The 20,927-nt window shown below is 73.2% G+C and carries 16 protein-coding genes; 4 read left to right on the top strand and 12 right to left on the bottom strand.

Annotation, left to right across the window (positions count from 1 at the left end):
- Nucleotides 1-15 precede the first annotated feature (15 nt).
- The 12 genes from serS to ACFC8N_RS05840 form a co-directional block, all read right to left on the bottom strand.
- Nucleotides 16-1,293: a serine--tRNA ligase gene (serS, locus tag ACFC8N_RS05895; protein WP_356021627.1), complete on the bottom strand. Its 1,278-nt coding sequence runs from the start codon at nucleotides 1,291-1,293 to the stop codon at nucleotides 16-18.
- Entirely contained in the window at nucleotides 1,286-2,770 is a 1,485-nt protein-coding gene (locus tag ACFC8N_RS05890; RefSeq protein WP_376286800.1) for an APC family permease, read from the bottom strand. The genes serS and ACFC8N_RS05890 overlap by 8 nt, the downstream gene beginning before the upstream one ends.
- Nucleotides 2,771-2,869: 99 nt before the next feature.
- Entirely contained in the window at nucleotides 2,870-4,090 is a 1,221-nt protein-coding gene (locus ACFC8N_RS05885; RefSeq protein ID WP_071374140.1) for a beta-ketoacyl synthase, read from the bottom strand.
- Entirely contained in the window at nucleotides 4,090-4,329 is a 240-nt protein-coding gene (locus tag ACFC8N_RS05880; RefSeq protein WP_376286796.1) for a phosphopantetheine-binding protein, read from the bottom strand. The genes ACFC8N_RS05885 and ACFC8N_RS05880 overlap by 1 nt, the downstream gene beginning before the upstream one ends.
- Before the next feature lie 44 nt (nucleotides 4,330-4,373).
- Nucleotides 4,374-5,381, bottom strand: a complete 1,008-nt coding sequence (locus tag ACFC8N_RS05875) for a beta-ketoacyl-ACP synthase III (protein ID WP_356021631.1) — start codon at nucleotides 5,379-5,381, stop codon at nucleotides 4,374-4,376.
- Nucleotides 5,378-6,376 carry a VlmB-like protein gene (locus ACFC8N_RS05870; protein WP_376286793.1) on the bottom strand — a complete coding sequence of 333 codons (999 nt, stop codon included), beginning with the start codon at nucleotides 6,374-6,376 and terminating at the stop codon, nucleotides 5,378-5,380. Before ACFC8N_RS05870 ends, ACFC8N_RS05875 begins: the two co-directional genes overlap by 4 nt.
- The gene (locus ACFC8N_RS05865) at nucleotides 6,373-6,918 is read right to left on the bottom strand and encodes a flavin reductase family protein (RefSeq protein ID WP_356021635.1); all 546 of its coding nucleotides are present in this window, start codon (nucleotides 6,916-6,918) and stop codon (nucleotides 6,373-6,375) included. The genes ACFC8N_RS05870 and ACFC8N_RS05865 overlap by 4 nt, the downstream gene beginning before the upstream one ends.
- Nucleotides 6,915-7,448, bottom strand: coding sequence for a hypothetical protein (locus ACFC8N_RS05860; RefSeq protein ID WP_356021637.1), 534 nt, complete (start codon nucleotides 7,446-7,448; stop codon nucleotides 6,915-6,917). Before ACFC8N_RS05860 ends, ACFC8N_RS05865 begins: the two co-directional genes overlap by 4 nt.
- A 20-nt stretch (nucleotides 7,449-7,468) precedes the next feature.
- Complete coding sequence (locus ACFC8N_RS05855; RefSeq protein ID WP_376286789.1) at nucleotides 7,469-7,951, bottom strand: type II toxin-antitoxin system RatA family toxin; 483 nt, start codon at nucleotides 7,949-7,951, stop codon at nucleotides 7,469-7,471.
- Nucleotides 7,952-7,953: 2 nt separating this feature from the next.
- Entirely contained in the window at nucleotides 7,954-9,249 is a 1,296-nt protein-coding gene (locus ACFC8N_RS05850; RefSeq protein WP_356021641.1) for an aspartate aminotransferase family protein, read from the bottom strand.
- A gap of 46 nt (nucleotides 9,250-9,295) precedes the next feature.
- Nucleotides 9,296-10,438, bottom strand: coding sequence for an acyl-CoA dehydrogenase family protein (locus ACFC8N_RS05845; RefSeq protein ID WP_356021643.1), 1,143 nt, complete (start codon nucleotides 10,436-10,438; stop codon nucleotides 9,296-9,298).
- Between the two features lie 44 nt (nucleotides 10,439-10,482).
- Nucleotides 10,483-12,114 (bottom strand): aldehyde dehydrogenase, encoded by a 1,632-nt coding sequence (locus ACFC8N_RS05840; protein ID WP_356021645.1) that lies wholly within the window; start codon nucleotides 12,112-12,114, stop codon nucleotides 10,483-10,485.
- A 161-nt stretch (nucleotides 12,115-12,275) separates the two neighbouring features.
- Between ACFC8N_RS05840 and ACFC8N_RS05835 the strand changes: the two genes are divergently transcribed.
- The 4 genes from ACFC8N_RS05835 to ACFC8N_RS05820 are packed head-to-tail and all read left to right on the top strand — an operon-like array spanning nucleotide 12,276 to nucleotide 20,909.
- A complete protein-coding gene (locus ACFC8N_RS05835) occupies nucleotides 12,276-12,575 on the top strand; it encodes an acyl carrier protein (RefSeq protein WP_071380245.1) in 300 nt (99 codons plus the stop codon).
- An 11-nt stretch (nucleotides 12,576-12,586) separates the two neighbouring features.
- On the top strand, nucleotides 12,587-18,292 hold the full coding sequence (locus tag ACFC8N_RS05830; RefSeq protein ID WP_376286784.1) for an SDR family oxidoreductase: 5,706 nt from the start codon (nucleotides 12,587-12,589) through the stop codon (nucleotides 18,290-18,292).
- Between the two features lie 26 nt (nucleotides 18,293-18,318).
- The gene (locus ACFC8N_RS05825) at nucleotides 18,319-19,920 is read left to right on the top strand and encodes a long-chain-fatty-acid--CoA ligase (RefSeq protein WP_376286781.1); all 1,602 of its coding nucleotides are present in this window, start codon (nucleotides 18,319-18,321) and stop codon (nucleotides 19,918-19,920) included.
- Nucleotides 19,917-20,909, top strand: a complete 993-nt coding sequence (locus ACFC8N_RS05820; RefSeq protein WP_376286779.1) for an LLM class flavin-dependent oxidoreductase — start codon at nucleotides 19,917-19,919, stop codon at nucleotides 20,907-20,909. The genes ACFC8N_RS05825 and ACFC8N_RS05820 overlap by 4 nt, the downstream gene beginning before the upstream one ends.
- Nucleotides 20,910-20,927 lie beyond the last annotated feature (18 nt).

Below are 20,927 nucleotides of genomic sequence, written 5' to 3'. Positions count from 1 at the left end.
GCTTCTCGATGTGCGCTACTCGGTCGTCCCGCCCGGCAGGATGCGCCGGAACCCGGTGTACGCCACCAGCGCCTCCGGCAGCACCACCGAGCCGTCCTCCCGCTGCCCCTGCTCCAGCAGCGCGGCCACCGTGCGGCCGATCGGCAGGGCCGAACCGTTCAGGGTGGCCGCTGGCGACTTGCGGCCGTCGGCCCGCTTGACGCGGATGTCGGCCCGGCGGGCCTGGAAGGTGCCGCAGTCGGAGACGGAGGAGATCTCCCGGTAGGCGCCGCCGCCCGGCAGCCACACCTCGATGTCGTACGTCATCCGCGCCGAGAAGCCCATGTCACCCGCGGGCAACAGCACGGTGCGGAAGGACAGTTCGAGTCGGCGCAGGCACTCCTCGGCCTGCGCGACCATCAGCTCCAGCTGCTCCTGCGCCTGCTCCGGCGCGCAGATCCGGACCAGTTCCACCTTCTCGAACTGGTGCAGCCTGAGCACACCCCGGGTGTCCCGGCCGTACGCCCCCGCCTCCGCGCGGAAGCAGGGGGTGCGGGCGGTGAAGGCGTACGGCAGGCCGCGGGCGTCCAGCAGCTCGCCGGCCACCAGGTTGGTCAGCGGCACCTCCGCCGTCGGGATCAGGAACAGCTCCCGCTCGCCGACCTGGGTGCGGAACAAGTCCTCCTCGAACTTGGGCAGTTGGCCGGTGCCGGTCATGGCGTCGCGCCCGACCAGGAACGGCACGGACTGCTCGGTGTAGCCGTGCTCACGGGTGTGCAGGTCCAGGAAGAAGTCGCCGAGGGCCCGCTCCAGCCGCGCCCCCGCGCCCCGGGCCACACTGAACCGGGCGCCGGAGAGCTTCGCGGCCGCGGGCGAGTCGAGGATGCCGAGCGCCTCGCCGATCTCGGCGTGATGGCGGGCCCCCGCCACCGGACGCGGTGCGGGCCCGCCGCGCCGTATCTCCACGGCCTGCTTCTCGGAGTCGCCGTCCGGCACCGAGTCCAGCGGCAGGTTGGGGATGGACAGCAGCAGCTCGCACAGCGCGCCCGCGGCCCTGCGGGCGGCGGTCTCCGCCTGCTGCACCTCGGCCCGCAGCGCCCGCGCCGCCTCCTTCTCGGCCTCGGTGGGCGGGCCGGAGCGGCGGGCCTTGGCCGTGCGGTTCAGCTCGGTGCGCAGCCGGTTGACCTCGGCCTGGGTCGCGGTGCGGGCGCGCAGGGCGTCGCTCAGGGCGGCCACGTCGAGGTCGTAGCGGCGGCGGGCCAGGCGCCGTACGGCGTCGGGGCCCGCCTCGATCAGCTCGTGCGCGTCATGCATGACGGTCTCCTGTCAGGGCGGGGGAGGGTGCGGAGGCGGGGGAGTCGAGGTGCCGGGTGCCGAGCCGGCGGTAGCGCAGCGGGTGCGCGGCGCGCAGCCGGGCGGCGTACGCCAGCCCGCCGAGCGCGACCAGCGGCAGCAGCCAGGGCAGGGCGGCGATCACCCGGGACGGTGACCCGGTGAGCATGTCGAAGTTGCCGACGACCAGCCACACCGAGGCGGCGAGCCCGGCGAAGCCGAGCAGCGGGGCGAGCGCCGTCCGCCACCAGTGCCCCTCCCCCTCGCCGCGCACCCGCAGGCCCAGCACGGACAGCGCGGCCAGCGCCTGGAGGGCGACGATGCCGAGGGTGCCGAGACCGAGCATGCTGGTCGTCAGGTCGGCGTACGGGTCGAGCCCGGCGACGGCGAAGGCGCCCACGACCACCGCGGTCAGCGCGCTCTGCGCGAGGCTCGCCCGGTGCGGGGAGCGGTGCCTTCGATGCTCGGCGGCGAGGGCGCCGGGCAGCAGCCCGTCCTCGGCGAGGACCTGGGTGTACCGGTTGGCGGCGCTGTGCAGGGCCAGCGTCGCCGCGAACAGGCTGGTGCACAGCAGCACCTGGAGCCCGGTGCTGCCGGCCTTGCCGAGGAAGTCGTCACCGAGGGAGAAGAACAGGTCGCCCATCTCCTTGCCCGCGACCTCCCGCACCCGCCCGGTGCCGACCGCGCCCACCGCCAGCCAGCTGGTCAGCGCGTAGAAGCCGGCGATCAGCACGACGGCCGCGTAGGTGGCCCGGGGCACGCTGCGCCGCGGGTCCTTCGCCTCCTTGCCGTACAGGGCCGCCGACTCGAAGCCGATGAAGGAGACGAACGCGAACATCAGCGAGACCCCGGCCCCGTGCCCGGCCGCGACATGCGGCGAGAACGAGGCGGCGGGCAGGGCGTGCAGCCCGTGCCGGGCGAGGATCGCGATGTCCAGCGCGGCCAGCACACCGATCTCGCCCAGCATCAGCAGGGCCAGCACCCGGGCGCTGAGTGCGATCTCCCGGTACCCGAGTACCGCGGTCAGCGCCAGCCCGACGGCCGCGCACCACTCCCAGGAGACCGTCAACCCGTGGGCGGCGAGGACCAGTTGGGTGAAGTAGCCGAGCGCTCCGGCGAGCCCGACGGTGGCGCAGTTGTACGACAGCAGCGCCACGTACCCGGCCGCGACGGCGGGCGGGCGCCCGAGTCCGTCGGCGACCGAGGCGTAGAAGCCGCCGGAGCCGCCGGTGCGCCGGGCGCTGACCGCGTACCCCACCGAGAAGCACAGCAGGGTGACCCCGGCGAACAGGAACGCCGCCGGCACGCCCGGCCCGTCGCCGAAGGCGAACGCGAGCGGCACGGTACCGACCATCGCGGACAGCGGGGCGGCGGCCGCGACGATGAGGAAGAGGATGTGCCCGGTGCCGAGCCGTCCGGGCGGGGCGGGGGAGCCGTTGGTGGACATGGTGGTGGACATGGGGTCTCCAGAGCAGGACGGGGGAGAACGGGAGAACGCGGAGAACGGGGAACAGCCGCCCGCGGAAGCTTCGCTACGGACGGCTGTCGTGGGGCGGGCTCAGGCAGGGGCGATCGCCAGTGCCGTGTTCTGCCCGCCGAAACCCAGAGAGGTGCTCAGCGCCAGGTCGATCGGCATCTCGGTCAGGGTCTGGGCCAGCTTGATCTCGATCCGGGGATCGGGCATGACCAAGTTGGCGACGGGCGGAATGAGTTCGTGCTCCACGCTGAGCACGGCGAACGCGGCCTCGACCGCCCCCGCGGCGCCCAGCAGGTGCCCGGTCACCCCCTTCGTGGAGGTGACCAGCGGATCCCCGCGCAGGGTCCGCTGGATCATGCGGGCCTCGGACAGGTCGTTGAGCGGCGTCGACGTGCCGTGGGCGTTCACGTGCTGCACGTCGTCCGGGTCGGCGCCCGCGTCCGCGAGTGCCGCCCGCACCGCCGCCTCGATGCCGGCGCCGTCGGGATGCGGCGACGTCATGTGGTGCGCGTCCGCCGTCGCGCCGTAGCCGATGATCCGGCCGTGCACATGGGCGCCACGGGCACGGGCGTCGGCCACCCGCTCCATCACGAGGATCCCGGCGCCCTCGCCCGCGACGAACCCGTCCCGGTCGGAGTCGAACGGCCGGGACGCGGACGCGGGGTCGTCGTGCCGCTTCGACAGCGCGCCCATCTGGGCGAAACCGGCCATGACCAGCGGGGTGACCATGGCCTCGCTGCCCCCGGCGAGCACGATGTCGCAGCGGCCGAGCGCCAGCAGGTCCCGCGCCGTGCCGATGGCCGTCGCGCCGGACGCGCACGCGGTGGCCACCACCAGGTTCGGACCCGTGGCCCCGAACTCGATGGCCGTCTGACCGGCCAGCATGTTCGGCAGCTGCATGGGCAGCAGCAGCGGCGACACCCGGTCGGCGCCCTGCTCGCGCAGCACCTGGTGCTGGTCCTCGACCGTGCCCGGACCGCCGTCGGCGCAGCCCAGCACCACACCCACCCGCGCGCCGTCCCAGGTCTGCGGGTCCAGCCCCGCGTCGGCCACCGCCTCGTGCGCGGCGACCAGCGCGAACTGCACGAACCGGTCGAGTCGGTGCGCGCGCCGCGCGCTCAGCAGGATCTCGGGGTCGAAGCCGGGCACCCGGCAGGAGATCTGTACGGGATTGTCCGCCAGTACCGGATCCAGGGCGGCGGCCGGCCTGCCGTCGCAGACCGCCGCCCAGCTCGGCCCGACCCCGATCCCGCCCGGGGTGACCAGGCCGAGCCCGGTGACGGCGATGTCCATACCGGCCATCAGACCTTCGCGCTCCGCTCCTCCATCAGCCGGACCATGTCCGCTACGGTCTCGGCCTCCAGGAGGTCGTCGTCGCTGATGTCCAGGTCCAGCTCGGACTTCAGCAGCAGCGACAGCTCCACCACGGCCAGCGAGTCCAGCTCGATGTCCTCCCGGGTGGCCTCCGGGGTGATGGCCTCGGGCGACACCTTCAGTTTGTTGGACAGGATGTCCTTGAGCTGCTCCAGCATGACGGTCATGACTGTTCCTTTCGAAAGGTAGGAAAGGTGGGGCTGACAGGTGGTCAGATGGTTTGCAGCTCCGGCCAGTCGACGGTCGCCGCCCCCCAGGACAGGCCGCCCCCGAACGCGGTGAGCAGCACCCGGTGGCCGGCCCGGAGCGTGCCGTCCGCGGTGGCCTCGGCGAGCAGCAGCGGCAGGGACGCGGCGCCGGTGTTGCCGACCCGGGCGATGTTGCTCAGCCGCCGCTCCTGAGGGATGCCGAGCCGGTCCGAGACGGCGTCCAGGATCCGGGCGTTGGCCTGGTGGGCCGCGAACCGGTCGACGTCGTCGAGGGACCAGCCGGCCCGCTCGGCGGCCTCGGCGGATGCGGCGGTCATCCGCTCCACCGCGTGCCGGTAGGTGTCCCGGCCGAGCATCTGGAAGTAGTGGTCCTCCGGGGCCACGGGCCGGTCGCTCGACCGCTGCCGCGAGCCGCCCGCCGGTACCGCGATCAGATGGCTCAGCTCGCCGTCGCTGCCGAGCACCAGCGGGCCGATCGCCCCGCGCTCGGTGGCCGAGCCGGCCCGCAGCACCACCGCGCCCGCGCCGTCCGCGAAGATGACCGCGGTCGTGCGGTCGGCCGGGTTGATGATCGTCGTGAAGGCGTCGGCCGCGATCAGCAGCACGCTGTCCGCGATCCCGGCCGCGATCAGCCCGGCGGCCGAGGCGAGGCCGTACAGGAAGCCGGAGCAGACGGCCGCCACGTCGAACGCCGGCACCTGGCCGAGGCCGAGGCGCGCGGCCACCTGCGGCGCGGTCCCCGGGCAGGGCTGGTCCGGGGTGGTGGTGGCCAGCACCACCGCCCCGACCCGCTCGTCCCCGGCCGACTTCAGCGCCCGCAGGCCCGCCTCCACCGCCAGATCGCCGGTGGAGGTGCCCGGCGAGACGACGTACCGCTCGGCGATCCCGGTGCGGGAGCGGATCCAGGCGTCGGAGGTGTCCAGCCGGGCCGTCAGGTCGTCGTTGGTCACCAGGTTGGGCGGGACGTACGACCCGATGCCCGCGACGACCGCGGCCCGCCCGGCGCTCATGCGCCGCTCTCCGGGCTCCCGGCGTTCTCCGAGGCGAGGACCTCGACGGGCAGGCCCATGTAGGCCATGCGGACCTCGGCCATCTCGTCGGTCCACCGCTCGGCCATGTCGTAGCGCTGCACGGCGGTGGTGTCGAGCAGCCGCACGCCCGGCCAGATCTCGTAGTCGCCGATCAGGTCCGCGTGCTCGTGCATGCCCTGCTGGAACAGCTCCTCGCGGTGGATGACGAACTCCCGGTCCGGGATCTCGTCCCACAGCTTCACGCCCGAGCGCAGGATCTCCAGCAACCGCGGCCGGTACTCGGGGTGTTGGGCGACGTGGTCGCGCAGGATGGTGCTGGCCACGGTCAGATGCCGGATCTCGTCGATGGCGGTGCCGCGCGAGATCTCGCCGGTCGCGGGGGACAGCGGGGTCCACTTGCGCTCGCTCAGCTCGGCGGCCGGGGCGAGCACGCCCTCGATGATGATGGCGAACACGCCCACCCCGCCGGGGAAGTCGGCCCGGTCGCGGACGATGTCCAGGGTGAAGTCCACCACCGGGTCCAGGACCCGCTTGCGGTAGTCCCGGGCCATCTCCTCGATGTCCTTCAGCAGGGTCTTCTGCGGGATGCCCAGTTCCACCAGGTGCTGCCGGAAGACGCGCGCGTGGCGGGCCTCGTCGAGCAACTGGGTGGCGTAGAACTCCATTTCGGGGATGCCGGGCGCGATGGAGACGTAGTGGCCGAGCAGCCGGGTGGCCAGCTCCTCCGCCAGGGCCCGGAAGCCGAACTCCAGCACCAGGGCCTCGCGCAGCGGGCCGGGCGCCTTCAGGAAGTCGGGCGTGAGCGCGTTCGCGTGGTGGCCACTCGCCCCGCGGTCGCGCAGGGTGCCCTGGGCGACGGAGGTGATCCAGTAGGCGAGGTCGCACTCCTCGGGGCCGAGGGTGAGTTCCTTCGCGCCGTCCAGCAGACCGGGCGCCTTGTCCCAGTCGGCCTCGGGAGCTACGGGTGCGGTCATGGGGCGACGGCCTCCTTCGCCGGACGCAGGGAGCCGGCGTACAGCCCGCCGGCGTAGGAGAACAGGGGGAGCGCGTCGTCCGCCGTGGCGCGTACGACGTGGCCGAGCAGCAGCTCGCCGTCGCCCGCCGGGTGGGCGGAGTGGAAACGGCACACGTAGTGCGCGAGCGCGCCCGCGATCAGCGGCGCGTGCGCGTACCGGTCCGCCGTCCAGGCCAGGCCGGCGAAGGCGGCGTCGCCGTCGGGCCGCGCGCTGTCCGCGAACCGCCGTGCCACGTCGGCCTGTTCGGCGCCGAGCACGTTGACCGCGAACCGGCCCTCGGCGGCGGCCAGCCGGGCGAAGGACGAGCCCGCGCGCAGCACGACCCCGAGGAGCAGGGGCGCGCGCGAGACGAGGGTGACCGTGCTGGCCGTCGTGCCGTGCATCCGGTCCTCGGGGCCGGTGGTGAGCACCGACACCGGGGAGGCCAGGTGGTAAAGGGCCTGGCGGCGCTCGGCCGGATCCTGCCGGACCGGACGCCGTACGTCCGTGACGGTCGTCATCGCACGGCCTCCGTCTCGCGTACGACCGGACGCGCCGGGACGTGTCCGACCGGCACCGGGTCCATGGCGTGCCCGACCGGCTTCGGGTGCGGCAGGCCCAGCTCGTCCAGGAGCTTCAAGTAGCCCTCCTGGCGCACCGGTTCGAAGGGCAGCGCGAAGGACTTCATGAAGTTGCCGAACAGACCGCGGTCGCCGAACAGATGGAACGGCAGCACCAGCAGCGCCCACTCCGGCTTCACCAGCCAGCACCACAGCGCGGCGACCGCGCCCTGTGTGACGAGGCTGTGCATGACGTTGTAGAGGACGTAGTAGGCCTTGGGGATCGGCCGCCCGCCGCTCCTGCGGAAGGCGATGGCGCCCGGGATGTAGCCGATCAGGTCGATGTAGAGGAACAGTCCGAGCGCCGGCAGCCAGCGGATGTCGCCGAAGTGGTAGACGATCAGGCCGGTGGTGACGGCGAGGCCCACCAGGTACTCGGCGCGGTGCAGCGAGTACGTGCGCGGGGTCTCGAAGGGGTTCGCCTGGTCCATGGTCAGCTCCTCGCCGGGTGCTAGGCGCCGACCGCGGCGGGCGTGGTCAGTTCGACGTCGCCCCGGATGCGCACGCCCGGGAACAGCCCGGTCAGCGCCCAGGCGACGGTCTCCTTGATGACCCGCTCGGCGATCGGGTCGAGGATGCCCTCCAGGCTCGGGATGCCGAAGTCGAAGTCGGCGTCGAAACGGACGGTGACGTCCTCCTCGGACTGCCGCACGGACCAGACCCCGGAGAAGGAGTCGAAGTCGCCGTCGCACTGCTCGAAGCGGATCTCGCCGGCCGCCGGGTCGATCGTGTCGTCCTCGGTCCAGCGCAGCAGGCCGCTGCGGAAGTGCAGCTCCCAGCTGGAGGAGGCCCGCGGATCGGGGTAGGAGGCGTGCACGGTGGTCGCGTTGACGTGGGGCGCGAGGTCGGGGTACCTCTCCCAGCGCCGTACGGCGTGCAGGACCGTTTCGGCCTGCTCCGCGGGTATCAGGGCATCGAGTTCGACGTGCCGCACGATCAGTTACCGCCTTCCGGCATTGTGGCCGCGCCCTTGATCAGGTCGCGGGTGGCCAGGTCGAAGGAGTTGACGAGGAAGTCCACGTCGGTGTCGTCCAGCACGGCGGGCGGCGTGAACCGCACCACCGAGCTGCCGTTCATGGAGTGGTTGGCGACCACGCCGTGGTTGAACAGCTCGATCAGCAGCTCGCCGGCGAGGCCCGCCTCGACCAGCTCCACACCGATGAGCAGGCCCCGGCCGCGCACGTCCACGACCAGCTCGGGGATGTTGCGCCGGGCGACCTCCGCGATCCGCGGCAGCAGCCGGGAGCCGAGGTCCATGGCCCGGGTGACCAGGCGCTCCTCCTTCATGGCCCGGATCGCGCCCTGCACCGCGGCCATCAGCACCGGCTGCCCGGAGAAGGTGGCGGTGTGGACGTAGGGGTCCTTGTCGAAGGGGCGGAACGCCTTGCGGGTGGCGACGGCCGCCGAGACCGGCATGACCCCGCCGCCGAGCGCCTTGCCGGTGAGCAGGACGTCCGGGACGACGCCGTCGATGTCGGCGCCCCACCACTCGCCGAGCCGCCCGAACCCGGACTGCACCTCGTCGAGGATGAGGAACCCGTCGTACTCGCGGACCAGTTGCTCGACCCGCTTGAGATAGCCCTTCGGCGGGACGATGACCCCGCCCTCGCCCTGGACCGGCTCCAGGATCACGCACACCTCGCCCGGGTGGGCCCTCAGCTCGGCCTCCAGGGCGTCGGCGTCGCCGTACGGCAGGTGCTGGAAGTCGGGCACGAGCGGGCGGAACGGCGCCTGGTAGACGTCCTTCGCGGTCGCCGACAGGGCGCCCAGCGTCTTGCCGTGGTAGCCGCCGCGCATCGAGACGGTGCGCTTGCGGCCGCCCGCACGGGCCAGCTTCAGCCCGGTCTCCACGGCCTCCGCCCCGGACAGCGCGAAGTGCACGCGGTCCAGGCCCTCCGGCAGCACGGAGACCAGCGCCTCGGCGGCGCGCGCCACCGTCGGCTCCAGCAGGATGCGGGTCGCGGTGGGGTGGGTGCGCAGCTGGCGCTCCACCTCCTCCATGACGATCGGGTGCCGGGCGCCCATGATGAACACTCCGTAGCCACCCGCGTTCAGGAACCGCTCACCGTCACTGGTGGTGAGCCAGGCGCCCTCGGACGCCGTCTCCATATGGCTCCCGAACAACTCGGCGAGCGTGGCCCGGCCCTTGCTGAGGTGGGCCCGGTAGAGGTTGAGGATCTCCGCCTCCGAATCGGCTGCGGTCGCCGCCGGAGACTCCTGCATGACGGTCACGTGTCTCTCCAAAGATCGGTGTACGCGGCCAGGACCGGATCGGTGTTCAGGCCAGAACCAACGGCCCCCCGCCGAAATACGCGAGCAGCGGCTCGGCCGCGCCGATACGCGACGGCGGGTGAAAGGCCAGCGCCCTCGTCGCGGCAGCGCCCTGCGCCGACGCCGGGTTGTTGATGAACTCCAGCCCGCCCAGCAGCTCCAGCGCCCGCCCGACGATGGCCGGCAGCGCGCTCTGCACGGCGTACCGGGCGACCAGCACCCGCGCCACCGACTCCTCGTCGCCGGGCTCCGCACCGGTGCCGGTGGCCACGCCCTCCAGCAGGGCCAGCGCGGCCTCCATGTCGACGGCGAGCGCGGCCCGCTCCTCGGCGGGGCCACGCTTGCGGTCCAGCACCTGTTCCACCAGCGCGGCCGCACCGCCCGCGTACCCGGCGGAGATCAGCATCTCGAACCACACGAACCCGGCCGACTGGAGGTCGTCCAGCCGGGTCGGGTCGTCGGCGCCCGCCCGCACGACCATGTCGGCGGGGACGAACACGTCCTCCAGCCGGACCTCTTCGCTCTCCGCACCGGCCAGCAGGTCGTTGCCCCAGAACGGGTGCACGGACATGCCGGGCGCGCGGGCCGGGACGATCGCGAGCGCCAGCTCGGGATCGCCGCCGTCCTCGCCGTGGATGGCGATGGACGCGGTGAGCAGGCTCATCGAACGGGACAGGCTGCACGGCTTCTTCGCCCCGGACAGCAGGAACCCGCCCTCCACGGGGCGCGCGGTCACCGCCGGCTTGAGGATGTTCTGCGCGGTACGGCCCTCCGACCAGCCGGAGGCCATCACCTGCTGCTCGGGCACGATCCGGTGCAGCAGCTCGGTCTGCGCGGGCGTGAGCCGCCCGTCCTTGACGGCGAGGGAGTACAGCATGGCGGCCGTGAAGTGGTGCATGGAGACGGCCGCGACCAGCGACGGCGACAGCGCGCCGAGGGCCAGCTGGACCCGCAGCGCATCGAGCGGGGACGCGCCGTGGCCGCCGTAGGACTCGGGGATGAGCAGACCGACCCCGCCGTGGATGCGGAACAGGTCGATCACCGGGCTGCCGGGCCGCTCCCGCTCGGCGTACGGGATCTGGTCCAGCTCCTTGAGCAGTCCGGGGTGGAACCGCTCGCAGACGGACCGGGCGGCATCGAGGGAACGCACGGGGAACCTCCGGGAATACGTCGAGGGCGGGCGGGGCGGGCGGATCAGGCGCCGAACACCGCGTCGTACGGGCTGACGTCGCGGGCGATGCTGACTCCCTGCACGTGGGAGGTCTTGAGCATCGGGTAGTTGGCCTCGCCGAACGCGCCGCCGGTGCGGCCGGTGCCGCCGTGGCTCGGCAGGTAGGGCAGGAAGCCGATGTGCGAGTCGTTGACCTTCAGCAGACCGCCGTTGACGGTGCGGCGCACGAAGGTCTCGACGACGTGGTCCGAGCGGGACCACAGGGAGTTGCGCAGCCCGTAGTCGTTGCTGTTGACGAACTGGAGGAAGGCCTCCAACAGGGCGTCGTCGTTGTCGCGTTCGGCGACCACGATCGGAACCAGCGGGAAGAACGTCTCCTCGCGGACCACGTCGTAGGTGCGGGCCCGGTCCAGGCCGTCCACGCGCACCACCGTCGGCTGGAGGAAGACGCCCGTCTCGGAGACCGTGCCGTCGACCTCGGTGCGGTGCCCGCCGGTGATCAGCTCGGCGCCGTTGTCGAGGGCCTGGCGCAGCAGCCGGAAGAACCGCTCGCTGCGCCGCACCGGCGACAGCAGCACGTCCTCCTCCTCGGGCAGGCCCGGCCGGATGCCCTTGACCTGCTCGCGCACCTCGGCGATCAGCGCGTCGGCGATCTCGGGGTGGACGAGGACGTAGTTGGGGACCATGCAGATCTGCCCGGAGCCGTAGAACGCCTCCGTGATCGCCTCGGCCGCCCACGTCACGTCGGCGTCCTTCCACACCACGATGCCGTCGTTGCCGGCGAGTTCGAGGATCGGCTTCTTGCCGTGCGCCACACAGGCCTGCTCGAAGCGCAGGCCCTCCTGGCTGCCGCCGATGTAGAAGATGTCGTTGATCAGCGGGTCGGCGATCCAGCGGTCCATGGTCTGCTTCGGGTTGGAGCACACCGCGTTCAGCACCCCGGCCGGCGCGTCGATCTCCTCCAGCAGCGGGGCGACGACGTCCCGCAGCAGCCACATGGTGGACAGCGCGATGCTGCGCGGCGCCCGGACCACCACGGCGTTGCCCGCCATGAGGGCGAGCACGCACAGCGCGGCGCTCGGCAGCGGGGCGTTCTGCGGCGGGTTGAAGGCGACCACACCGTCCGGCTGGCGGTGCAGGATCAGCCTGCGGCCGTTGTACTCCTTCTCCACCCGCATCTGCTTCAGGTACCAGCGCAGGGAGCCGGGGGCGTAGATCTGCAACAGGCAGCTCAGCTCCCAGCGGGCGAGCTTCACGGGGTGGGACTCGGCGACCAGCATGCGCAGGAACTCGTCCTGGTGCTTGATCAGTTCCTCGCGGAAGCGAGTGCCCAGCCGCATCCGCCGCTCCAGCGGCACGGCCGCCCAGTCGGGGGCGGCAGCGGCGGCGGCCTGGGTGGCCAGGTCGATGGCGGAGTCGTCCGCGATCGCGCAGCGCCCGACCACGTAGGGGTGCTGCGCGGCCTCGGACTCCGGGTCCTGTTCGAGCGAGCGCTTCAGGCTCACGCTGGTGAACACGTCTTCCAGCAGGGAGCGTCCGCTGACGGTGTAGACCCAGCCGTCCCCGGCGACGTCCTTGCCCGCGATGTAGAGGTCGTAGCTCTTCAATCCGGAAGGTGCCTCAGCACTCTCCTCCTGCGCGGCTTCGCGAAGCATCTTCAGCCTTTCGGATATGGCGAGTGGATTTCTTGAAGCAAGGCCGAGCCTGACAGCGGAATCTGACCCGGCGCTGACGCCCGGCTGACCGGTCCGATCCGGCCAACCGGCCTGCCCGAAGCCGTCAGTGGGGTGTCAGCCGGCGCTGCTTGCCTAGGCGCATGCCACCTGTCGACAGCACGAGCCGGCGCCTGCGCGACCTTCCGCGCAGTGAACTCGCCGACGAAATCGAGTCGATCTGCCTCGCGAAATTCCGGGCCGTCCTTCTCATGGAGGAATCCGAGGACCTGCCCGTCGACATCAGCTATTTCGATCTCGGCCTCACCTCGCTGCGGCTGACCGAGATACGGCAGAGCCTGGAGCAGCTCCTGGACCTGTCGATCAACGTCAGCGTGCTCTTCAACGAGCCGACGATCGCCCATCTCGTGGACCACCTGACCCAGGCCATCCAGGAAGCTTGAGGAGTCGCTCCATGCCGCGTACGGAGACAGAGCAGGCGCCCGAGCCGGTCGCGATCGTCGGAATCGGTCTGCGGTTCCCCGGCGGCAGCGGCTCGCCCGACGAGTTCGACGCCTTCCTGCGGGACGGCGGGAGCGGGATCCGCCCGATCCCCCGGGACCGCTGGGACGTCGACGCGTTCACCCCGCAGGGCCCCGACGACAAGGGCAAGATCATCGCCTCGGCCGGCGGGTTCCTCGACCGGATCGACCTGTTCGACGCCGGCTTCTTCAACATCTCCCCGAAGGAAGCCCGCTACATGGACCCCCAGCAGCGGCTGCTGCTGGAGACCGCCTGGCAGGCGCTGGAGCACGCCGGCATCGACCCGGCCCCGCTGCGCCGCGGCAACGGGGGCGTCTACATCGGCGCCAGCTCCATCGACTACGCCCTGGAGCTGGACTCCCTGCCGTACGAGGAGCTGGACGGCCATCTGGCCTCCGGTATCACCATGTTCCCGCTGTCCGGGCGGCTGTCGTACTTCCTCGGCTGGCGCGGCCCGAGCATGAGCGTCGACACCGCCTGCTCCTCCTCGCTGGTCGCCCTGCACCTCGCCGTGACGGCCCTGCGCGCCGGCGAGACCGACATCGCGCTGTGCGGCGGCGTCAACGCCCTGCACCACCCGCGCATCCCGGTGATGTTCTCCAACGCCCAGATGCTCGCCCCCGACGGCCGCTGCAAGACGTTCGACGAGTCCGCCGACGGCTACGCGCGCGCCGAGGGCTGCGGCATCGTCGTCCTCAAGCGGCTGTCCGACGCCGAGCGCGACGGCGACCGGATCCTCGCCCTGGTGCGCGGCACGGCGGTCGGCCAGGACGGCGACAGCGCCGGACTGACCGTGCCCAACGGGCCCGCCCAGGAGAAGGTCATCCGCAGCGCGCTCGACGCGGCCCGGCTGACACCCGGGGACATCAGTTACGTCGAGGCGCACGGCACCGGCACCCCGCTCGGCGACCCCATCGAGTTCGGCGCCATCGGGGACGTCTTCGTCGACTCCCACACCAAGGACCGCCCGGTGCTGGTCGGTTCGGCGAAGACCAACCTCGGTCACATGGAGCCCGCCTCCGGCATCGTCGGCGTCATCAAGACCGTGCTCCAGCTGCGCGCCGGCACGGTCTACCCGCACCTCAACCTGACGACGCCCTCCGGCCGCATCCCCTGGGACCTGTACCCGCTGCGCGTGCCCACCGCCTGCGAGCCCTGGGAGGCCGAGGTGCGGCGGGCGGTCGTCAACAGCTTCGGGTTCGCAGGGACGATCGGCGCCGTGGTGCTGGAGCAGGCACCCGAGCCGGCGCCGGCCGGCCCGGCGCCGGGCACCGAACCGGCCGGCGCGGCACCGCTGTTCACCCTGTCGGCCAAGAACGCGGCCGCTCTGCGCGAACTGGCCGCGCGATACCGGGAGTTGCTGGACCGGCGGCCCGAGCTGTCCGTCTCCGCGCTCTGCCACAGCGCCAACACCACGCGCACCCACCACCCGTACCGGATCGCCGCGCCCGTCGCCGACCGGGCGGCGCTGGACAAGCTCCTGGTCCACGCCGCCGAGGCCGAGCACGCGGGGCCCTCGGGCATCCGCAAGACCGCGTTCCTGTTCACCGGCCAGGGCTCCCAGTACGCCGGCATGGGCGCCGCCCTCTACGCGGCCCTGCCCGTCTTCCGCGCCCACGTGGACGAGTGCGACGAGCTGTTCGCCGCCCCGCTCGGCCGCTCCGTGCGCGCGCTGCTGCTCGGCATCGCCGACGACCCCGAGGCGATCGACCGCACCGAGTACACCCAGCCCGCCCTGTTCACGCTGGAGTACGCCCTCGCCCAGCAGTGGCTGGCCTGGGGCGCCCGCCCCAACGTGCTCATCGGGCACAGCATCGGCGAGGTGGTGGCCGCCGCCGTGGCCGGGCTGTTCAGCCTGCCCGACGCGGTCACCCTGGTCGCCGCCCGCGCCCGGCTGATGCAGGCCGTGCGCACCGAGGGCGGCATGGCCGCCGTCGCCGCCCCGGTCGACGAGGTCGCCCCGCTGCTGGAGGGCCACGACGACCTGGCGCTGGCCGGGATCAACGCCCCCGACCAGACGGTGATCTCGGGGGCGACGGCCGCGCTGGCGGAGGTCGCCGGGATCCTGGAGGGCAAGGGCGTCCGCGTCGAGCGGCTGAAGGTCTCGCACGCCTTCCACTCGCCGCTGATGGCCGAGGTCTACGACGACTTCCGCGCCGCCCTCGACGGCATCACCTTCCACGAGCCGCAGATCAGCATCGTCTCCAACGTCACCGGACGCCTCGCCCGCTTCCGCGAGATCGGCACCCCCGACTACTGGGTGCGGCACATCGGCGAGCCCGTCCGCTTCCTCGACGGCATCCGGGCCGTCGCCAAGCGCGGCCGGCACGCCATGGTCGAGATCGGCCCGCAGGCCGGACTGACCGCGCTCGCCCGGCGCGGGGTGAGCGTCGAGGACCACCTGTGGCTGGCCAGCCTGCGCCGCCGGGACACCACGACCGCGACCACCCTCACCGCGCTCGCCGACTACTACGCGGCCGGCCTGAACGTCTCCTGGACCGGCTACCACGCCGGGCACCCGGCGCCCGCCCGCGTGGACCTGCCCACCTACGCCTTCCAGCGCAAGCGCTACTGGCTGCCCTCCGTCACCCCGCGCCGCACCGCCACCGGCGGCCCCGCCCGCCACCCGCTGCTCGGCACCGAGGAGCGATTCGCCAGCGGGGTACGGGAGTTCAACGCCGAGTTCACCGCCGAGGAGCTGGGCGCGCTCGCCGACCTCGCCGACGGCGGCCGTACCGTCCTGCCCGCCGGCGCCTACGTCGACCTGCTGCTCGCCGTGCAGGACGCCGTCCAGGGCCACGCCCGCTCCGCCGTGCGCGAGCTGAAACTGCTCGCCCCGCTGGAGCTGCCCGCCGAGACCCTGACCGCGCTCACCACCCGCTGGCGCCCCCGGCACGGCGGCGGCGCCGAGGTCGAGGTGTTCACGACCGTCGGCGGCGAGGAGAACCTGCACGCCACCGCCGTCGTCGCCGCCGACCCCGAACCCCTCGTCCCCGTCTCGGAGCTGGCCGAACTGGCCGCCACCCTCGACCCGGCCGTCCAGCACATCGACGACGAGGACATCTACACCGACCTCGCCTCCGTCGGCCGCCCCCAGGGCCCCCGCATGCGGCTGCTCCTGCACGCCGCCCGGCACGGCGACGGACTGGTCACCGGCGAGCTGACCGGCCGTGACGCCACCGCCGTCGAGCACGTGCCCGCCGAGCTGCTGGAGGCGGCCGTGCAGGCGCTGGTCGTCCTCGACCCCGAGGGGCCGGTGTTCGCGCCGCGCGAGATCGCCGTGGTACGGCACTTCCGCAAGCCGCGCGGCGAGAACCTGAGCGTCCTCGCCCGGGTGCGCGGCGAACAGGACCGGCGCCTCGCGGACGTGCTGCTGCTGGAGAACGGCGACCCGGTCGCCGAGCTGCTCGGTGTGCGCATGGCCCGCCCCGAGGGACGCGGCGGCCGCCGTCAGTTCCTGCACCGCCCCGACTGGGTGCGCCGCGCCCTGCCCGCGGCGGAGCACGCCCCGGCCCGGCACGTCGTCCTGCTCGACCCCTCCGCCGCACGCGCCGCCGAACTGGCCGCCGAACCCGGTCTGAAGGTCACCTGGCTGACCGACCTCACCGACCTCAAGGCGGCCCTGGACGACCCGACCGTCACCGACGTCTGCCGGCTGTGGCGGCAGCGCCCGCAGCCCATGTCCGCCGGCCGGCTGCGCGCCGAGTGCGAGGACAACTACCGCGAACTCCTCGCCCTGACCGGCGCGTTGGAGGCCGCCTCCCGGCCGCCCCGGCTCTGGCTCGTCACCGAGGGCGCCCAGTGGCTGCCCGGCGACCCGGCCGGCGACGGCGGGCACCTCGGCGCCGCCACCCTGTGGGGCTTCGGCCGGGTGCTGCTCACCGAGTACCCGCAGTACCGGGCCACCCTGGTCGACCTCGCCCCGGGCAGCGGCCTCGCCCCGCTCGCCGAGGAGTGGCGGGCCGAGCCGCCCGGCGAGTTCCAGGTCGCCCACCGCCCCGGCCGCCGTTACGTCCGCCGGCTGCTCGCCGGTGACTCCACCCTCACCTGGAGCGGGGGCTTCGAACTGCGCGCCGCCGACTCCGGCGACCTGTCCGACCTGGCCCTCGCCCCGGTCACCGACCGGGCGCCTGGGGACGGTGAGGTGCAGGTCCGGGTGCGGCTGGTCGGCCTGACCGCCGAGGACGCCCGCGCCGCCCTCGACACCGGCCGGGCCGAGCGCGCCGAGGAGACCCCGGGCGAGGAGGAACCCCCGCCGCTGCTCGGCCAGTTGGCCCACGGCACGGTCCTCTCCGCCGCCGACGGCACCGGGTTCGCGCCGGGCGACGAGGTCCTCGTCCGGTACGACGGCACCTTCCGCTCCACGCTCACCGTGCCGGCCCCCGCCGTCGTGCACGCCACAGGCGCCGACGCCACCGCGCCCCGCTTCCGCCTCGACGAGACCGGCGAGGCCCTGCGCACCGCCCTGTCCGACCCGGCCGGCCGCACCTGGGTGGCCCTGCCCGAGGACCCGGCGCAGGAACGGCAGTCCGACCGGACCGCCGAGGACGGACCGAGCGGACTGCGCCCGGACCGCACCTACCTCGTCACCGGCGGCCTCGGCGGCCTCGGCCTGGTCACCGCCCGCAAACTGGCCGCGCTCGGCGCCCGGCACCTGACCCTGGTCAGCCGGGGCGGCCGGGCCACCGAGGAGGCCGGCGAACTCCTCGCCGACCTCGCCGCCGACGCCGAGATCGACGTCGTACGCGCCGACGTCTCCCGCCCCGAGGACGTGCGCCGGCTCGTCCGCCACCTCGCGGCCGGACCGTACCCGCTCGGCGGGATCGTGCACGCCGCCGGCTCCTACGACAAGAAGCTCATCTCCGAGCTGACCTGGGAGTCGATCGACGCCCAGCTCGCCGCGAAGGCCTACGGCGGCTGGCTGCTGCACGAGGCCGCCGAGGAGTCCTTCCCGGACCTGGAGTTCTTCGTCACCTACTCCTCCATCGCCTCCGTCCTCGGCGGCGCCACCCAGGGCCACTACGCCGCCGCCAGCGCCGCCCTCGACGCGCTCGCCGAGTGGCGCGCCCGGCGCGGGGTGCCGGGGCTGTCGGTCAACTGGGGCGCCTGGGCCCGGGTCGGCATGTCGGCCCGGCTGGAGGAGCACCTCAGCGAGGAGATCGAACGCAGCGGCGTCCGCTTCTTCTCCCCGACCCGCGCCCTGGACACCCTCGCCCGGCTGTGGGGGCGCCCGCGCACCCAGCGGATCGTCGGCGAGTTCGACTGGGACCGCTACGTCTCCGGCAGCGTCACCGGCGACCTGTTCTACGACCGGCTCGCCCGGCGCACCACCGACGACGACGGCACCGGCCTCGACCTGCGGGCCCTCACCGCACTGCCCGAGGCCGAGCGTATCGCCGCCGTGACCGGCGCCGTCCGCGAGCGGGTCGCCGCCGTGCTGCACCTGGAGGAGGCCGACGAACTGGACGTGACCTGCGAATTCGTCTCGCTGGGCCTGGACTCCCTGATGGCCCAGCAGGTCAAGGCCGCGCTGGAACAGGCGTTCCGGCTGCCCCTGCCGGCCTCCCTCACCCACGACCACCCCACGGTCCGCGCGCTCGCCCGGTTCCTCGACGGGCAGCTCGCCCCGGCAGCGTGAACACCAAGGGACGGGACACCACCACCATGACCGACATACCCAGGGAGCGCTGGACGCTCCACCACTCCTCCCGGGCCCACGCCGGAAGCCGACCGGAGCACCCCGCGATCGTCTGCGAGGGCCGGGTCACCACCTACGACAAGTTCCACCGCGACAGCAACCGCGCCGCCCACGCCCTGCGCACCAGCGGGATCCGGCGCGGCGACCGGGTCGCCTACCTGGGCCGCGAGTCCGCGAACTACTACCTCGTGATGATCGCCTGCGCCAAGGCGGGCGCCGTCCTGGTCCCGGTCAACTGGCGGCTCACCCCGCACGAGGTCGACCACATCCTGCGCGACTCGCGGGCCGCGCTGATCTTCGTGGACGACGAGTTCTGGGACACCGTCGCAGAAGTCCGCCACCAACTGCGCGGACTGCGCAAGGTGATCCGCGTCGACGGCACCGACCCCTACGGCGAACCCGCGCGCGGCGCCGGCCTGTCGGCCTGGGCGGCCGACCAGCCCGAGACCGACCTCACGCCCGGCACCGGCCCGGACGACGCCGTCGTCCAGATCTACACGAGCGGCACCACCGGCCTGCCCAAGGGCGCCGTCCTCGCCCACCGCAGCTTCTTCACCCTGCCGCACGCGAGCCGCGCTGCGGGCGTCGACTGGATCGACTGGCTGCCCGAGGACGTCGCCCTGATCTCGCTGCCGGGCTTCGGGGTCGCCGGCATCGGCTGGTTCCTGCACACCTTCAACGCCGGCGGCACCAGCGTGATCATGCCGCAGTTCGACCCGCAGGAAGCGGTCCGCCTCATCCGCGAGCACCGCGTGACGACCACCTTCGCCGCGCCCGCGATGCTCCAGGCGATGGCGGCCGAACGGGCGGCCGGACCCGAGGCGTTCACCTCACTGCGCAAGATCGCCTACGGCGCCGCGCCGATGTCCGAGACCCTGCTCAAACAGTGCCTGGCCACCTACGACTGCGAGTTCGCCCAGATCTACGCCAGCACCGAGACCGGCAGCGTGGCCGTGTGCCTGCCGCCGGCGGCCCACCACCCGGGCAGCACCAGACTCACCTCGGTGGGCCTGCCCTGCCCCGGCACCGAGATCAAGGTCGTCGGCCCCGACGGCGACACCCTGCCGCCCGGCGCCATCGGCCAGATCTGCGTGCGCACACCCTCCCGGATGCTCGGCTACTGGAACCTGCCCGAGGCCACCGCACGCACCCTGGTGGGGGAGTGGCTGCACATGGGCGACGCCGGCTACCTCGACGAGGACGGCCACCTCCACCTGTGCGACCGCATCAACGACACGATCATCGTCGCCGGACAGAACATCTACCCGGCCGAGGTCGAGAAGGCCCTCGCCGCGCACCCGGCGGTCGCCGAGGCGGCCGTGGTCGGCCTGCCCGACGACCGCTGGGGCGAGAGCGTCCACGCGGCCGTCGTCCTGCGGCCCGGCACGAGCGCCACCCCTCGCGAACTCCTGCTGTCCCTGCGGGGCCGCATCGCCGACTACAAGATCCCGGGCACCTACCACGTCGTGGACGCCCTGCCGCGCAACCCGTCGGGCAAGATCCTGCGCCGCGCGGTGCGCGACCGGCTGACGGCACCGGCCCGGCACCCCCTGGGGAGCACACTGTGACCGCACTGAGCATCGGCATCCTCCTGCCCACCCGGGAGCAGGCCATCAACGGCACCTACGCCGCGGCCCCCCTGCTCGACTTCGCCAGGACCGCGGAAGCGCTCGGCTTCGACTCCCTGTGGGCCGGGGACTCCCTGACCGCCCGCCCCCGGCTGGACCCCCTCGTCGTCCTCTCGGCCGCGGCCGCCGCCACCCGGCACATCACCGTCGGCACGGCCGCCCTCACCCCCGCCCTGCGCCACCCCCTCATCGGCGCCAACCTGGTCGCGAGCCTGAGCCACGTCGCCGCGAACAGGCTGATCCTGGGCCTCGGTTCGGGCTTCCCGATGGCCGAGACCGAGGAGGAGTTCGCCTCCGTCGGCGCCTCCTTCCAGGGCCGGGTCGGGCGCCTCGACGAGATCACCGCGCTGTGGCGCGCGGCCTGGCGGTCCGGCGAGGAGGGCGAACCCAGCGAGTTCCAGGGCAGGTTCTGGCAGGCCGAGCACCTGGACCGGCTGCCCGCACCGGCCGTCCCCGGCGGGCTGCCGCTCTGGCTGGCCGGCAGCGACACCCCCAAGGTCCTCGCCCGCGCCGCCGCCCGCTACGACGGCTGGCTGCCGTTCCTGCCCGACGTCGACGCCTACGCCCGCGCCCGCCACCGGCTCGCGGAGATCGCCGCGGAGGCCGGCCGCACCGTCACGCCCGCGCTGTACGCCACGGTCACCGTGAACAGCGACGAGCGCACCGCCCGGGCCGAACTGGAGCACTACATCAGCCACTACTACGGCCGCTCCCTGGAGCAGATGCGCACCATCCAGGCCTATGCCTGGGGCAGCGCCGAGAAGTGCGCCGAGTGGCTCGGCGGTTACGTCCGGGCCGGCGCCCGGCACCTGGTCGTACGGATCGGATCCCTCGACCCGGAGCCGCAGTTGAAGGAGATCGCCGAGGTGCTGCTGCCCGCAGTGCGCGCCCTCGGCCCGTCCACCACCGTTGGGAGTACGCAGCCGTGACCACCGCCACCGCCGCCC

The sequence above is a fragment of the Streptomyces sp. NPDC055966 genome (assembly GCF_042269865.1).
Taxonomy (GTDB): domain Bacteria; phylum Actinomycetota; class Actinomycetes; order Streptomycetales; family Streptomycetaceae; genus Streptomyces.
This window is presented reverse-complemented; position numbering and strand designations above follow the sequence as displayed.